The sequence below is a fragment of the Gilliamella sp. B2828 genome, from assembly GCF_026537125.1.
Lineage (GTDB): Bacteria > Pseudomonadota > Gammaproteobacteria > Enterobacterales > Orbaceae > Gilliamella.
In genome coordinates this window covers 137,011-153,496 of the sequence record NZ_JAFNMU010000003.1, presented here as the reverse complement: position 1 = coordinate 153,496, position 16,486 = coordinate 137,011, and the positions used below count along the sequence as shown (strand labels likewise).

Genomic DNA, 16,486 nt, shown 5'->3' with positions numbered 1-16,486 from the left:
ATGATAAATTGTAAGGAGTAATAATGAAGAGAGCTGCCTTAATTGCTGTGTTAATAACCGGTGCATTAATGTTACAAGGCTGTATTACTGCCGCTGTAATTGGCGCTGGCGCTACAGCTACTGCAAAAGTTGCTGCCGATCCTCGTACTACTGGTACACAAGTTGATGATACCACTTTAAATTCACGTATGGGGATAAAACTTAAAAATAATAGTCCTCAATTTATTGGAGCACGAATCGTTACCAGTACTTATGGCGGTGATATCCTTTTAACGGGTCAAGCTAACAGTGGACAAATCGAAAAGGCGGAAAGCTTGGCTTATGAAGTTGAAGGCGTAAAAAAAGTCTACAATCAAATTCGACTAGGTAAGCCTGTAAGTGCAGGGACAATCACCAATGATGCATGGATAACAACGAAAGTTAAATCTCAGCTAATAATGAATGCTAAAACTAAAGCACGCAATATTAAAGTTGTAACTGAAAATAGCGAAGTATTTTTGATTGGTATTGTGACATCAGAAGATGGTAAAGCTGCTGCACAACTTGCTAGTAAAGTCAATGGTGTTAAAAAAGTGATCACACTTTTTACTTATAGCCAAAATTAATGAGCATTTTTATAAATTAGTAACAATTTTTAGCAAAAAGGGGGAAAAGCTAGTTTTCCCCTCCTTTTTTATACAACAGATTGAATACGTTCAATGAGTTTAGTCATACCTTGTAATCGCGATTGACTTAGCTCATCAGTAATTTTCAACTCGCTTAATAAAGATTGAAAATCAATTTTGGCAATTTTTTCTGCCGTTTTGTGGTTAGCAATAATAATTAGAATGGTCAGTAAACCTTTAACAATACGCCCTTCACTGTCACCTTGAAATATAAAGGTATTATCCTTTTGCTTTTGATAAGTTAGCCAAACTCGATTTTCACAACCATTGACTTGGTTTTCATCAGTTTTTAAATTTTCAGGCATTGTTGGTAATTGTTTCGCTAATACAATTAATTGTCGATATCGGTCTTGCCAATTGTGTTGCTGTAAAAATAATTTGGTTAAGTCTTGCTGTGATAGCATAATATTGACCTATAAATGATTGACTGTTTGTAAAAAAGTTTCAGGTTAACTATACGTTTCAGTATAAAATTAGGCTAAGATTTCAATTGCATTTTGTAATGCTTGGATAAAAGTATCCACATCTTGCTGATTATTATATGGCATTAATGATAGACGAATAACCCCATGACAACCCAATTTCTTCATTAAGGGCTGAGCACATAGCTCGCCAGTACGAATCGCAATGTTCTGCTCGCTCAGTAAAATTGCTACATCATTAGGATGAATATCGTTAATATTAAATGTGATAATTGGGCTGTTTTCAACATTGTAAAATTGTAAATTGGGCAGTTTGCTTAGCTGTGATTTAGCATAATGAGCTAATTGTTCCGTGTAATTTTCTGCTTTTTTAAGATCCCAATGGTTTAACCAATCAAGTGTTGCACTAAAGCCTACAATGCCTGCTATATTGGGTGTGCCTGCTTCAAATTTATAAGGAATCTCTTCTTGTATAAAGTCATCAAATGAGGCATTTTTTAGCATTTTACCTCCGCCATGCCAAACAGACATTTGCTCTAGTAAGGTTTGTTTACCATATAAAACCCCAAGCCCTGTTGGACCATACAATTTATGAGCCGAAAAAGCATAAAAATCAATATTAAGGGTTGTTACATCAATATCATGATGGACAATTCCTTGGGCACCATCTACTACTAAGATAGCATTATGTTGATGAACGATATGGCTAATTGTCGCTAAATTTGGGCAAAATCCAGTGACATTTGACATATGAGTTATTGCTACAATTTTAGTTCTTGATGATATTATAGATGATAATTCATCCACATCGGCGGACCATTCAATGACTTTTGCTCCAGTTTGTTGAGCGACCATTAACCAAGGTATTAAATTACTGTGATGCTCTAATTGACTGACAATAATTTCGTCCTCAGGTTGTAATACACAGCGAGCATAACTTTGGGCAATTAAATTAATTGATTCAGTAGCGCCGCGAGTCCAGATAATTTCAGTATTTTTGTTAGCATGAAGCAAATTAGCAACATTCTGACGTGCTTTATCAATAGCAAGGGTTACTTGCAACGCATCATGATGTAAACTTCGTTTGGCTGTTGCGGTGTTATGTGCATAATAGGTTACGGTGGCATCCACCATTACCTGAGGTTTAAGGGCCGTCGCGGCGGAATCAAGATACACACTATTACCGTTTAGTGCTGGAAAATCAGCCCTAAATTGCTTTGGTGTAAAATGTTTATTGACTAAGTTCGAGTCCAGCAATACCATTCCAGTAACCATTACAGTCTCGTTTATGTTCAATGTGCAGCGGATTAGAGCCATCTTCATTAGCTTTAAATTGTTTTACAATATCAAGTGTTTCGATTCCTAATGGCGATATTCGTACAATATCGACTAATCCTTTCATCTCTTTTAAATTATTACCTAAGTTATAACAATAACCGCTTTGTGTTTGGATGCCGTTTAGTACAAAAACTTTTTGTTGTTCTTGCGAAAATACTTCACGACCAACCGGATAGTTAATGCAGCAAGTTTCACATTTATCTTTTGGTCTATCCTCTGAACGAGCGGTAAAACAACGTGCGGAATAAGCTAAAGGTAAGTAACCATAACTAAAGACTTCCACTTCGAAGTTTTTTTCAATATTTAGACTTTCAAACTGTGTAAGAACATTACTGAGCCAATCGCGTGAAAGTTCAACAGGCATACACCAACGTACCATACCTCGGTTTTGTAATAATTTTAAAGTCAAGGCGTTATAACAGTTGATAGCGGGACCTGCAACGAAAGGTAATTTATTTTCTTGAGCAATATTGATGGCAGCTAAATCATTGGCCTCCACCAAAAAGTCTCCATTATTGACTAGCTGTCGTAAATCATTTAATTCGGAGGGAGCTTCAAGCAAAGCCAATGTTGAAAGTACTACTTGCTTGCCTGATTTGGCGATTTCCTTAGCTAATTCTAGCCAATTGGGGACTTTCATTTCTCGACGTTTGGTACAAACTGTTTCGCCCATATAAATAATATCAGCTTCACTCTCTTTTGCAGCGTGATAAAAGGCTTCGGTTTCAGTTTTAGGCCAATAATAAAGCACTGGTCCTAATGCATATTTCATGGTTTTGCTCACTATAATTTATTTATCTTAAATCTGGTTTCAATTAATAAAATGACATAACGTAAGTTGTTAAGTACATAAAAAATCAAGAACTGATAAGTTTGATAATCAATATTTCTTGATAATTAATAAAGCAGTATACTCACTATGGTGCTATTGCCATTTCCGGTGGTAAGCACCTAATGTAGTTTGGGTTCCTTCAGATACAGAACCTAGTGTATCCATCCAGCTTTTTTCTGCCTGGAATGATTGTGGATTTGCTTTATAGCGATCAATTGCTTGACGCCATACTTTAGTTACTTGTTCAACGTAGGCAGGGCTACGTTGACGACCTTCAATTTTGACTGACGCAATATTGGCTGCAAACAGCTCAGGTAATAGTTCAATTGTGTTTAAACTGGTTGGTTCCTCAATAGGATGATAAAGTTCATCTCCTACAAAATAACGACCTTTACATAAGGTTGGATAACCAGCATTTTCACCTTTTTTATGGCAATCAATTAATACATTATTTAAGCGCGACTCAAGACCCTTTTCGGTTTCTTCCCAGCGAACAAATTTTGCTGGTGAACAAGCACCGACAGTGTTGGGGGATTCGCCTGTAAGATAAGAAGATAAATAACAACGTCCTTCTGCCATAATACATAAACTACCAAAGGCAAATACTTCAAGTGGAACTGGCGAAACTTGTGAAAGTTGCTTTACTTGATGCATAGAAAGTACACGCGGTAACACAATACGATGTACGTGAAAATTGTTATAGTAGAACTTAATTGATTCTTCATTGGTTGATGATGCTTGTACTGAGACATGACGCTCAAGGTTTGGATATTTTTCAGCAGCATAATCTAGCATTGCTAAATCCGCAATAATAAGTGCATCGGCACCAATATTGGCGGCTGTATCAACTGCATATTGCCAACGCTGGAAATTTTCAGGATGCGCAAAGGTGTTAATTGCAATATGGAGTTTTTTACCATGTCTATGCACATAGTCAGAGGCTTCAATTAAGCGCTTCTCATTAAAATTCAAACCAGCAAAATGACGGGCATTAGTATCATCTTTTAAACCAATATAAACCGCATCAGCACCATTATCAATGGCTACTTTAAGTGATGGTAAAGATCCTGCTGGACAAAGAAGTTCCATAATTATTCCTAACTTAAGTTCGCTTTTTTATACGCTAAGTATTATGCAATAATTCTTAATTTATTGCGAATAGAAAGCCAATTATGCGGTGAAAAAAGTTACGATAGAATGATTTAACCATTTTTATTAACTCTAATTAATCTTGGTGAGCTAACTTAATAGTTATCAATAAAGTTCTTACTGATTAGCTAGATATAAATAAAGCAAATTAAGTAACAAGGTGATAGAGGATCAGCGTTACGAGAATAAGGCTATTTTAGCCATCAATCCTAACATAATCTGGCAATGAAGCGGTAAAACCTTTATACTATACTGTAAATTTTAGTATGACTATGTGAGTTTTACTAAAACCATCCGTTCTTTAACATCATCAATTGGAAGAAATTTATGCATCCGATGCTTAATATTGCTATTCGCGCTGCTCGTAAAGCAGGTAATGTGGCCATAAAGGCTTATGAAAACCCTAGTTCAATCGAAATTGATACTAAAGGCGCTAACGATTTTGCTACTAATGCTGATCGCGCTGCTGAAGCTTTGATTATTGAAACAATCAAAAAAGCGTATCCTGATCATACTATAATCGCCGAAGAAAGTGGTTTGGCTAAAGGTAATGATGCTGAAACTCAGTGGATAATTGATCCAATTGATGGTACGACCAATTTTATTAAGAATATTCCGCATTTTGCTGTTTCTATTGCCGCTCGTGTTAAGGGAAAAACCGAAGTTGCTGTGGTTTATAATCCAATGAGTAATGAATTGTTTACTGCTGCGCGTGGTAAAGGTGCTCAGCTTAATGGTTACCGTATTCGTGTCAGTAACGCTAAAGATTTAGATGGTAGTGTGCTAGCAACGGCATTTCCATTCAAGGCTAAACAATATAGCGATAGCTATTTTACGGTTCTACAAAAGTTATTTACTCGATGTGGCGATTTTCGTCGTAGCGGTTCGGCAGCTTTAGATTTGGCTTATGTTGCAACAGGTCGTCTAGACGGCTTTTTTGAAATTGGTTTAAAACCATGGGATATCGCTGGCGGTGAATTGATTTTGCGTGAAGCTGGCGGTGTGATGACCGATTTTGCTGGTGGTAATAATTATATGGTTTCTGGTAATGTTGTCGCTGGAAATCCTAGAATTGTTAAAGATCTATTGGTTTCCACTCAAAACGATTGGCCAGAAAAATTACGTAATTAATTTTTTAGATTAAAATACAGGGTTATCAAGATCCTGTATTTTTCGTATACAGATTTTTAATCTTATCTAACTGATTAAATTAAATTATTATAGTTAGTCTGCTAGTTCAACAATTGAACAATTAACTTCTGATCCTAGGCTATTTAAGCAAGGGTATCCCCATTTATACATTGCTTTTAATATGAGTTTAACCGTTTTACCAAAATAAGTTTATGAATATTCGACTTTCGGTGGAATAACTGAGAATACTTTACAATTAATAAGCCATTTGTTTCAAGATCACCTAGTTGTTGAGTGAGCATTTTAGGTGTGCATATGGGCTTTCTTTACGTAACTGAGAATATCTTAATGTTTTTTCTTCCATTAATTTTAATAAAATTAGATAGTTGTATTCTTATCCAATGATATTTGTTGTTGTCTCAACTGGCAGCAAATAGTAGGTTGATAATCTTCATTAGGATCGGATTTATACGTCATGTTAATGACCCAATAGTTTCTTTTGGGGAAGTATAGATCAAAAAAGTTCATTCTTGCTATAAGAATAATAAACATTAGAATGGTTATTAAATAGGTTATTAATAGAATCGTTACTAAAACATTTTTGATGTTGTTATAGTATTATAATCATTGAGATTATTGCTATCTTGATTGAGTATTAAAAAAGACTTGTTTTATAGGTGGCTATCAGTTATTTGATGTCATTTAATAGGACAGGCTCATTTTAATCAAGATAAGAAATAGTCTTTCTCTATCTGTTAAAACAATAATAGATTTAGTTGGAAAATAGTTTGTTAACATTCAGCCAATACTGAACCCAAACAACATCAACACTTAAGGGATGCATCAAATGAAAACAGTTGAATACAATTTTTTTGTTGAAGATATGAGCTGCGCATCATGTGTTAGCCGTGTAGAAAAAGCATTAAGAAAGATTGATGGTGTGATTGATGTTAGTGTAAACCTTGCAACTGAAAAGGCCACCGTTAAGGCTAATGCTGATGTTAAATTAGAAACTTTAATGGCAGCAGTTGATAAAGCTGGTTACCATGCAGTGAAGATTTCCGAGCCGGAAATTCACGCTAAAGACGTGAGTAAGCAAGCATCAGTTTGGCCGATTATTATTTCGGTTATATTAGCACTTCCTTTTGTTTTGCCGATGTTATTTGAATTATTTGGAATTCATTGGATGATGCCCGCTTGGCTGCAATTAGTGATTGCTTCGATTGTACAATTTGGACTTGGCGCTAAATTTTATCGTAGTGGTTTTAATGCAGCTAAAGCATTGTCTGGGAATATGGATTTACTTGTTGCTATTGGTACCAGCGCTGCTTATGGACTTTCTCTTTATCAGCTTATTATTGGTCATGCCGATCACCTCTATTTTGAGTCATCAGTGGTTATTATTACCTTGATCTTGATTGGTAAATGGTTAGAGTCAAGGGCCAAACATCAAACGACCCAAGCGATTGAGGCACTTTCTGCGCTTCGCCCTGAAGTAGCATTAGTTCGACAAGGAGAGCAAGAGGTGAGTTTGCCAATAAGTCAGGTTAAGGTTAATGATGTGGTGGTTATTAAACCCGGTGAGCGAATACCCGTTGATGGTATTGTTCTTGAAGGCGCATCAAGTTGTGATGAGTCTATGTTGACTGGGGAAAGTTTTCCGGTTACTAAAACACTCAATAGTACCGTAACCGGTGGAACTATAAATGGTGAAGGACTATTAATTGTAAAAACAACCGCTATTCAAGCTGATTCTATGTTGTCTAAGATTATTGCTATGGTTGAGTCAGCCCAAGCGAAAAAAGCACCAATTCAGCGTATTGTGGATCGGATTAGTGCTATTTTTGTACCCGTCATTTTATTGATTGCTTTAATTACATTGCTTGCTTGGGGCTTTATTTCTCATGATTGGCAGCAAGCTTTACTTCATGCGGTTGCCGTGTTAGTGATTGCTTGCCCATGTGCGCTAGGGTTAGCAACGCCAACAGCTATAATGGTTGGTACGGGGGTTGCTGCTCGTCATGGTATTTTGATTAAAGATGCCGAAGCACTTGAGACCTTACACAATATTAATACTGTAGCATTTGATAAAACTGGCACATTAACAATCGGTAAACCAGAGTTAGTTGAACTAGATGTGCTGGGCATGGAAACAGCCGATCAAATTCTTTCTGTTGCAGCATCTATGCAAGCAGGTAGTGAACACCCACTAGCTAAAGCAATATTAGCTAAGGCTAAATCCTACAGTTATGCACAAAATATTACATCAATCGCGGGTTCAGGAGTGATGGCAACGATTGATAGCCATGAATATTATTTAGGCAGTCTGCGTTGGATGAAAACGTTAAATGCCTATTTTGTAGATATGCAGGATAAAGTTAATGAGCTTACGCAAAAAGGTTACACAATCTCATTTTTAGCCAAACAGCAATCAGAAAATAGTATTGTGATATTAGCCATATTCGGTTTTTCTGATGTTATTAAGCCTGAAGCAAAAAGTGCTATTGATGCATTACATCAATTAAAGGTAAATACGGTTATGTTAACCGGTGACAATCAACAAGCTGCTAATTATGTAGGACAGCAATTAAATTTGGATAAAGTTATTGCTGAAGTTTTGCCTCAAGATAAAGCGAACTATATTTATCAATTACAAAAAGATAGCCAAAGTAATAATAAAGTTGCCATGGTTGGTGATGGTATCAATGACGCACCGGCTTTAGCTGCCGCTGATATTGGTATTGCAATGGGGACGGGAACTGATGTCGCAATGCATACGGCCAGTATTACTTTAATGCGTGGCAATCTATTTTTAATTGCCGATGCTATCGATATTTCTCGAAGAACTTATAATAAAATTAAACAAAACCTATTTTGGGCGTTTTTCTACAATTTAATTGGCATACCTCTCGCTGCTTTAGGTTTTTTAAATCCAATGATAGCTGGTGCAGCAATGGCACTGAGCAGTGTGAGTGTGTTGACAAATGCGTTGTTGTTGAAACGATGGAAAGCTCGTTCTGAAACAAAATAATTTGATATTTTGTAAATTGAGGAGACGGATTGTCTCCTTATTGTTTATTTATAAGGTTAAACCCAACTTGTGATCCTTTACCTTGCTCAGTAACAAATACCCCAACTGCGGTAATGAGTTGTTCATTATAATAAATTAAGGGAATACGGGTGCGCATCCACGGTGGAATATGATGCTCTTGCCACAATTTTTTTATCGATCGCGATCCCTGGCGTTGAACAATTTGAAATTGCCCTTGAGCATGAAATCGGACTGATACGGTTTCATCATTTTGTGGTAAACGACAAGTTAAATTGGTTTGGTAATTGGGCTGCAATATACCTAAATTATCCGGCAAAGTTAGCGAAGCGGTTAAATCCCAAGGTAAAATTTGTTGCTCAATATCTTGATACAAAGGCAACAAATAGAGCTGGTTTTGATATCGGCGAATTTGCCAATTATGCAATATGAATTTCGGATTAGCATCTTCTTGTGCCAAAGCCACTGTTTGCCATATCAACGATAACTGTTTTTGGCTTGGCATATTGATTTGTTGAGATCGAAACCACATTCGTAGTATGGCATTACGTTTATAGTCCGAATAGCCATGTAACGGTGTTAAACATAACTGCCCTTTTGATGTTGTAACTTGTTTAAAATCAGCTAACAGTAGTTCGTTAAGTAGCGCTTCTTGTTGTTGGCATAATTTTGCACTGCGAGCAACCATTTGTGAAAAATGAGGCCAACGATGATTAAGTGTTGGTAGAACATTTAAACGTAAAAAGTTGCGATCGTAATGGTCATCTTGATTACTTTCATCTTCTATCCAACTTAATTGGTGTAGATTGGCATACTGTTCAATCTCTTGACGAGATATCGTTAATAATGGTCGAAGATGTTGTCCATTTTCAATCGGCATAGCGGATAAGCCAGTTGGTCCACTTCCACGCTTTAACGCTAAAAAGAAAGTTTCACATTGATCGTCAAGGTGCTGGGCAGTACATAAAAACTCATTATTTTCTAAATGTCGATAAATTGCTTGATAACGGGCTTCTCTGGCTTGTTCTTCAATATTGCCAGCTGTTCTATCAAGTTTTACTTTTTCAATAATCAAAGGGACTTGCCAAACTAGGCATTGTTGTTTGCAATGTTCAGCCCAATTATCGGCATTTTGACTCAAACCATGATGGATATAAATTGCTCTGAGTTGCAAATTTTGTAACTGTCGCTTTAAATTGACTAATGCTTGCATTAATACGGTTGAATCAACTCCACCACTGAAGGCAACAAGTAGCGATTGCCGACCGTTTAGGTGTTGTAAAATAGTTTGTTCAATCACATTGTCGCTCTTTGTTTGATGACCCATCTGCTATCCATTTATACTAAACTTTGTAATGCATTAACCTTGTTTGTATGTAGTTTGATTCTATCCAAACCAGCAGCCAAATCGGCAATTAAATCATCAGGATCTTCAAGACCGATATGTAATCGGATTAACGTACCAGTGAAATCAATGCCGGATATTGGTCGTATTTTTGCTAGATCTTCGGGTTGGTTGGCCAATATTAGTGATTCGAATCCACCCCATGAATATGCCATTGAGAAGTGAGTCATATTATCTAAGAAATCAGATAATTGCACTTCGCTTAAATGATCGTTAAGTACAAATGAAAATAGACCACTAGCGCCACTAAAATCACGTTTAAAAAACTCATGTCCTTTACAACTTTCGAGTGCTGGATGATTAACGGTTGCCACTTTAGGGTGATTAGCTAACCAATTTGCCACTTTTATACTGCTTTCATGATGTTGTTTTAATCTAACGGCTAAAGTTCGCAATCCTCGTGCTGCCATATAAGCGGTATCTGCGTCACACATTTGCCCCATTAAATAAGAACGTTCACGTAATTTATCCCAACAGCGTTGATTGGCAACAGCCGTTCCTAACATGGCATCTGAGTGACCAATTAAATACTTAGTACCGGCTTGAATTGAGATATCAACATCGTGCTCTAATGCTTTAAATAAAACACCTGCTCCCCATGTATTATCCATCATAATCACAATTTCTGGATTCACGCTACGGATTGCTTTAACAATTGCAGGCACATCATGCAGTTCCATGGTAATTGAGCTTGGTGATTCAAGAAATACCACTTTAGTATTCGGTTTTATATATTTAGTAATATATCGACTAATGAGTGGCGGGAAATAATCGGTTTCCACTCCAAAATCTTTAAGTATATGCTCACAAAATTCTTGGGTAGGTTCGTAACTGGCTTCCGATACCAGAATATGATCTCCTGCTTTTACAAAAGCTAAAATGGCATTTGCAATTGCTGCTGCTCCACAAGGATATAGGTAACAGCCTGCTCCTCCCTCTATTTCTACCATGGCATCTTGCAAAGCAAAATGAGTTAAAGTGCCACGACGACCGTAAAATAGAGCCCCTTTAGTCCGATTTTCCATTGCTTCTTTTTTTGCTTTGATTGAATCAAAAACTAGCGATGAAGCTCGCTGAATAACGGAATTGACTGCACCTTGGGTATAGCGTTTTTTTCGACCCGCATGAACTAATTTTGTTTGTAATGACATGATGCATCCTTAGTGATCTGATAAATTTTGATAACAGTTAGCATAGCATGCTGTTAAAATAGTAAAAAATAAATTTTGTTTAAAATGGCTATACAAAATGTTAATTGTCCAACTTGCCCATTTAGACACGGCAGAAGTGAACTATTCGCTATTATCAACACAAATCATTAACGATGCTGAATTATTCAATGGAAGACGAAAAAAACAGTTTTTAGTCTGTCGTTCAATCTTAGCGAGTTTACTTAATCAGTATTGTCAAATTGATATTTTACCAACTATGGTCATAGGTGATAATCACCGACCTTGTTTTTTAAATACTAATCTTCCTGATTTTAATATCAGTCATAGTCAAGATTGGGTAGCTGTTGCAATATCGTTAAATGGTAGCATCGGTCTTGATATTGAAGTCGATCGCCCCCGAAAAAATTATTTGGATGTTGCCAAAAACTTTTTTTCCGATGCGGAGTGTCAATGGATGATGAAGCAAGCGGATACTTTAAAAGCCTTTTGGCAGCTTTGGACATTAAAAGAATCAGCACTTAAATTATATGCTAAAGGCGTTTGGCAAATAAAATCAGTAAAAGTCGATATTGATAAAAAGTTGATTAGTGCACCATTTGGACAGCATTTTTATTATCAATATCAGCAAGTAGCATCGGTTCATCTTGCTGTTAATCATAATAAACCTATTACAGAATTGATACTACAATCTTAATGAATAAATATGCTGTTACATATTTAACCTGTAATAGGATCTGTGGAATGAGTTTATTGTGTACTTATTATAAATAATTTTGATTCGCTTCTAATAAAGATAAAATGATTGTTAATAAGGGGATAGTGAATCCCCCCTTATTTTAGTTAAATAAGGTAAATATCTTGAAGAATTTTTCTGTTTTTATAATCTAATTGATATTCTTTAGTTAACCAATTGTCGATTGTGTTATATCGTTTTTTGATTTCATCAATAGCTGCACTTAAAAACTCTTCTTTCGCTGCAAAAATGGTTTTTTGTTTTTCAAATTCTTTTGGTGATAATTTACTTTTATTTTGACTCAATATGGCTTCGCGATATTCATTTAAATAACGTTCGGTAAGTAAGTAATCTTGCATAACAACATCTTCACTCACACCCAATGCAAATAGGGTTAAGGCGACACCGACACCTGTTCTATCTTTTCCTACAGCGCAGTGTTGTACTAATGGTTTTCCGTTGGCATTGAATAGCAGCGATATTAGCTTTTTATATGCTGGATTATTGAATGGTAATAATTGATAAAGTTGAACCATAAAATCAAACGGTGAGTATTTTTTCATAATGAAAATATCATTACTGGTTAGGCTTGCTGTAATTTCATCATCTAATGGGTTTGCTGGCACATTAATATATTGGCTATTATTCCAAAGATTATCGGGACTACGATTGATTTCATGTTGATCTCGATAATCTAATACATAATGCAAATTAAGCTCATCAGATAAAAAGTTTTTTTCACCCTCATTAATACGTGAAAATTCACCTGAACGATACAACATTCCTGAACGAATCTGACGTCCATTATTGGTTTTAATGCCACCTAAATCACGAAAATTGATTCCATTTTTGATTGGTACAACTGATGTCATTATAGGTCCTTATTTTGGTTAACTTTGCTTGCTATATTAACATGTTTCTGATTAGAATTGATTCATCGTTTTTGCATTAATATTGCTTGAGGAAATTATTATGTCGACGTTATCTATTTTACTTTCGGAAAAACCCGCACCATCAAAGTGGGGTAAAGATGGATTGCTCAGTTTTTCAGAAGATGCTGTGACCATTCATTATCAATTCGAGCATCGATATGATGCCATTCAGCGAGCTGCACGAAAGTTAGATAATCAAGGTATTAAGTCAGTTAAACTTAGTGGTGACAATTGGGATTTAGAGTCATGTTGGCATTTTTGGATGGGTTATCGTAATGCTAAGAATCATAATAAAGTCAGTTGGGCAAAGTTAAATAATAAAGATAAGCAAGAATTAAAAAATCGCTTAGCCATTATTGATTGGTGTCGTGACATTGTTAATCAACAAGCAGAAACATTAAGCCCTTTAGAACTGGCAACACAAAGTGCAAAATTAATTAGTCATTATTCCTCTGATATTACCTATAACATTATTTCAGGTAACGCATTAAAAGAACAAGATTATATGGGAATCTACACGGTTGGCAAAGGTTCTGATAGGCCGGCAGCCTTGCTTGAGCTTGATTATAATCCTACTAAAAATCCAAAAGCGCCTATCGTTGCTTGCTTAGTTGGGAAAGGTATTACTTTTGATTCAGGAGGATATAGCCTAAAACCAAGCAATTTTATGGAATCAATGCGATCGGATATGGGGGGAGCTGCATTGGTAACAGGTGCTCTGACCCTTGCTATTGCTCGAGGAGTTAATCATCGTATCAAACTTTATTTATGCTGTGCAGATAATTTGGTAAGTGGTAATGCTTTCAAATTGGGTGATATTATTCGGTATCGTAATGGTAAAACAGTGGAAGTTGATAATACCGATGCTGAGGGTCGCTTGGTTTTAGCTGACGGATTAATTAGTGCTGATAATGATAACCCAGATTATATCATTGATTGTGCAACCCTTACTGGTGCAGCAAAAATTGCTGTAGGTAATGATTATCAATCATTGCTCTCATTTGATGATAAATTTGCTCATCAGTTATTAGCAAGTAGTCAAGCTGAACATGAGAATTTCTGGCGACTACCATTAGCTGATTTTCATCGCTCTCAATTTCCATCTTCTTTTGCTGATATGGCAAATTCCGGATTACCGAATACCGCTGGCGCAAGTACGGCAGCTGCCTTTTTATCCTATTTTATTAAGAATTATAAACAAAATTGGCTACACATTGATTGTTCAGCAACCTTTCGTAAAAGTGCAACCGCATTATGGGCAACAGGTGCTACAGGTGTTGGTATAAGAACGCTTGCTAATTTATTAAGTAACCTAAAATAAAATATCTGTATTGGCAATAAAAGAAGAAAACCATCTTAAATTATTAAGATGGTTTTTTTAGGAGCGCATCGTTTTAAAAAATTATTCCATCTATTCAATAATGGTTACCTTTTTAATATAGACCGGATCAACTGGCACATTTTGGTGAGGTCCAACACGGTGAGTTGCTACATTCACAATTTTATCAACAGTATCCATCCCTTTAATCACTTTACCAAAAACAGCATAACCGTAATTTTCAGGTGATTGGTAATTGAGAAATTCGTTGTTAACAGTATTAATAAAGAATTGGCTAGTTGCACTATCCACATTACTTGTTCTTGCCATGGCTATCGTACCACGATTGTTTTTCAAACCATTGTTTGCTTCATTTTTTATCGGTGCATTTCCCTCTTTAAATTTCAATTGATCGTCGGCTCCACCACCTTGAATCATAAAGCCAGGCATGACGCGGTGAAAGGTTAAATTTTCATAAAATCCACTCTTAACATAATCAATAAAGTTTTTAGTAGTTATTGGCGCATGTTCGCTATCTAATTCAATTTCAATATCACCCAGACTCGTTTGCAATAACACTTGAGTATCAGCGCCAGCAACACTAGTAAAAAGAGTGAACAACAATGATATAAATAACAATTTGATTTTTTTCATATATTATTTCCTTAATCCGATATAGTTGGCTGATTATACCGAATATTTGATTATTTTAAATAATTATTATGCAACATCAGATGAAATTATGTGTCATAGATCGCAATTTTATTCTTTATTAAGAACACGTTTTTTAAACATTTATTATAAATGAATTTACTGGGTTTCTATTTTGAAGTGGATCCAAATGATAAGTAGATTTTATACTGAAACATTATGTTAACCTCAAACTTTTTTACAAAAAACAAACTTTATGCGCTGTATTTTATGTAATATGTCTTTATTTTTATCTCATCATGGTATTTGCAGCCAATGTGTTAAAAATTTACCTAAATTCAATAAGATTTGTCCCCAATGTTGTTTACCCCATTCGTTATCAACAAATGTATGCTATCGATGTCGAGAGCATAAACCCTATTGGGACGAACTTATTGCTGCTAGTGAATATATTCACCCATTAAAGAATTTAATTCATCACTTAAAATTTTATAAAAAAATTGAATTAAATTTGGCATTAGCCAGATTAATGTTTTTAGCCTGGTATCAACGGCGGGAAATGGAAGGCTTAGCTAAACCAGATTTGGTAACTTGTGTTCCTTTACATCATTTTCGATATTGGTCCCGAGGCTACAATCAAGCTGAATTGTTAGCAAAACCGATTGCTAAATGGTTAAATCGCGATTTTTATCCTCATCTGTTATCAAGAAGGAAAAATGCGACAGATCAAAAGAAGTTATCACTTAAACAACGGATGAGCAATGTTGAAACACTTTTTGTTTGTAACCAAAATGTTGCTAATAAATCGGTAATGCTTATTGATGATATTGTTACTACTGGTAATACTATAAATGTTATTAGTCAACAGTTAAAACAACGCGGGGCTACTCGTGTTGAGATAATTTGTTTATGCCGTACGGTATTGTAAAATCCTAAACAGCCCCTATAATAACCAAGAAAGTTAGTCAACTATTATAAATGATGCTGGGTATTATTTATACCAAATAGTGTTAAAGTGAGGAGTTATGTCTATTATTACTATTTCTGAATCAGCTCAACAGCACTTTAAAAAATTGCTTGCTAATCAACCAGAAGGCACACAAATTAGAGTATTTGTTATGGATCCAGGTACGCCTAGTGCAGAATGTGGCGTTTCATATTGTCCGGCTGATACAGTTGAAGATAATGATATAGAAGAAAAGTATGCCGATTTTTCTGTTTATATCGATGAATTGAGTGCCCCATTTTTGGAAGAAACTGTGATTGATTATGTGACGGATGAATTTGGAGCACAGTTAACTTTAAAAGCACCAAATTCCAAAATGAGAAAAGTTGCGGATGATGCCCCGTTAATTGAACGAGTCAACTATGTGATCCAAGCACAGATTAACCCTCAGTTGGCAAGTCATGGTGGACGTGTAAATCTAGTTGAGTTAACCGACGATAATTATGTCATATTACAATTTGGTGGTGGATGTAATGGTTGCTCAATGGTTGATTATACGTTAAAAGAAGGTATTGAAAAACAATTAATGGTTGAATTTCCTGAACTTGCAGGAGTGAAAGATATTACCGAACATCAAGCGGGCGCACATTCATTTTATTAAAATGCATTGAAAATAATTTTGATTTAGAACTTGCTTATTGCTGGGATTAAGTCATAATCAGGGGCTATGTGTCTGTTCATTT

15 protein-coding genes are annotated in these 16,486 nt (G+C 35.7%); 7 read left to right on the top strand and 8 right to left on the bottom strand.

Features of this window, described 5'->3' with window-relative positions; genetic code table 11:
* The first annotated feature begins 23 nt into the window (after window positions 1-23).
* Window positions 24-605, top strand: a complete 582-nt coding sequence (gene dolP / locus J3U19_RS04245) for a division/outer membrane stress-associated lipid-binding lipoprotein (RefSeq protein WP_267340239.1) — start codon at window positions 24-26, stop codon at window positions 603-605.
* Between the two features lie 68 nt (window positions 606-673).
* On the opposite strand, the gene csdE is transcribed toward dolP, so the two are convergent.
* From csdE to ubiU, 4 genes are all read right to left on the bottom strand, one after another.
* A complete protein-coding gene (gene csdE / locus J3U19_RS04240) occupies window positions 674-1,069 on the bottom strand; it encodes a cysteine desulfurase sulfur acceptor subunit CsdE (protein WP_267345503.1) in 396 nt (131 codons plus the stop codon).
* A 69-nt stretch (window positions 1,070-1,138) separates the two neighbouring features.
* Entirely contained in the window at window positions 1,139-2,362 is a 1,224-nt protein-coding gene (gene csdA / locus J3U19_RS04235) for a cysteine desulfurase CsdA (protein ID WP_267345501.1), read from the bottom strand.
* On the bottom strand, window positions 2,319-3,197 hold the full coding sequence (locus J3U19_RS04230) for a U32 family peptidase (RefSeq protein ID WP_267340244.1): 879 nt from the start codon (window positions 3,195-3,197) through the stop codon (window positions 2,319-2,321). The genes csdA and J3U19_RS04230 overlap by 44 nt, the downstream gene beginning before the upstream one ends.
* A gap of 153 nt (window positions 3,198-3,350) precedes the next feature.
* Window positions 3,351-4,346: a ubiquinone anaerobic biosynthesis protein UbiU gene (gene ubiU, locus J3U19_RS04225; RefSeq protein WP_267340245.1), complete on the bottom strand. Its 996-nt coding sequence runs from the start codon at window positions 4,344-4,346 to the stop codon at window positions 3,351-3,353.
* Window positions 4,347-4,733: 387 nt separating this feature from the next.
* Here ubiU and suhB point away from each other — a divergent pair, with 387 nt between their 5' ends.
* Both suhB and J3U19_RS04215 read left to right on the top strand, forming a co-directional pair.
* Window positions 4,734-5,537, top strand: a complete 804-nt coding sequence (gene suhB, locus J3U19_RS04220; RefSeq protein WP_267340246.1) for an inositol-1-monophosphatase — start codon at window positions 4,734-4,736, stop codon at window positions 5,535-5,537.
* A gap of 847 nt (window positions 5,538-6,384) precedes the next feature.
* Complete coding sequence (locus J3U19_RS04215; RefSeq protein WP_267345499.1) at window positions 6,385-8,568, top strand: heavy metal translocating P-type ATPase; 2,184 nt, start codon at window positions 6,385-6,387, stop codon at window positions 8,566-8,568.
* Window positions 8,569-8,605: 37 nt separating this feature from the next.
* Here J3U19_RS04215 and tilS read toward each other — a convergent pair whose 3' ends face one another.
* Complete coding sequence (tilS, locus tag J3U19_RS04210; RefSeq protein ID WP_267345497.1) at window positions 8,606-9,913, bottom strand: tRNA lysidine(34) synthetase TilS; 1,308 nt, start codon at window positions 9,911-9,913, stop codon at window positions 8,606-8,608.
* A gap of 11 nt (window positions 9,914-9,924) precedes the next feature.
* Window positions 9,925-11,142: a cystathionine beta-lyase gene (metC, locus tag J3U19_RS04205; protein WP_267345495.1), complete on the bottom strand. Its 1,218-nt coding sequence runs from the start codon at window positions 11,140-11,142 to the stop codon at window positions 9,925-9,927.
* 97 nt (window positions 11,143-11,239) lie between these two features.
* Here metC and J3U19_RS04200 point away from each other — a divergent pair, with 97 nt between their 5' ends.
* Window positions 11,240-11,857, top strand: a complete 618-nt coding sequence (locus tag J3U19_RS04200) for a 4'-phosphopantetheinyl transferase family protein (RefSeq protein ID WP_267340253.1) — start codon at window positions 11,240-11,242, stop codon at window positions 11,855-11,857.
* A gap of 146 nt (window positions 11,858-12,003) precedes the next feature.
* Here the strand turns inward: J3U19_RS04200 and J3U19_RS04195 are convergent, their stop codons facing one another.
* A complete protein-coding gene (locus tag J3U19_RS04195) occupies window positions 12,004-12,768 on the bottom strand; it encodes a tyrosine-protein phosphatase (protein WP_267345494.1) in 765 nt (254 codons plus the stop codon).
* 100 nt (window positions 12,769-12,868) lie between these two features.
* On the opposite strand from J3U19_RS04195, the gene pepB reads away from it, so the two are divergent.
* Window positions 12,869-14,149, top strand: a complete 1,281-nt coding sequence (gene pepB, locus J3U19_RS04190) for an aminopeptidase PepB (RefSeq protein ID WP_267340255.1) — start codon at window positions 12,869-12,871, stop codon at window positions 14,147-14,149.
* Between the two features lie 90 nt (window positions 14,150-14,239).
* On the opposite strand, the gene J3U19_RS04185 is transcribed toward pepB, so the two are convergent.
* A complete protein-coding gene (locus J3U19_RS04185; protein ID WP_267340257.1) occupies window positions 14,240-14,800 on the bottom strand; it encodes a peptidylprolyl isomerase in 561 nt (186 codons plus the stop codon).
* Window positions 14,801-15,053: 253 nt separating this feature from the next.
* Between J3U19_RS04185 and J3U19_RS04180 the strand changes: the two genes are divergently transcribed.
* Complete coding sequence (locus J3U19_RS04180) at window positions 15,054-15,725, top strand: phosphoribosyltransferase family protein (RefSeq protein ID WP_267345493.1); 672 nt, start codon at window positions 15,054-15,056, stop codon at window positions 15,723-15,725.
* 97 nt (window positions 15,726-15,822) lie between these two features.
* The gene (gene nfuA / locus J3U19_RS04175) at window positions 15,823-16,404 is read left to right on the top strand and encodes a Fe-S biogenesis protein NfuA (RefSeq protein ID WP_267340260.1); all 582 of its coding nucleotides are present in this window, start codon (window positions 15,823-15,825) and stop codon (window positions 16,402-16,404) included.
* The last annotated feature ends 82 nt before the right edge of the window (window positions 16,405-16,486 follow it).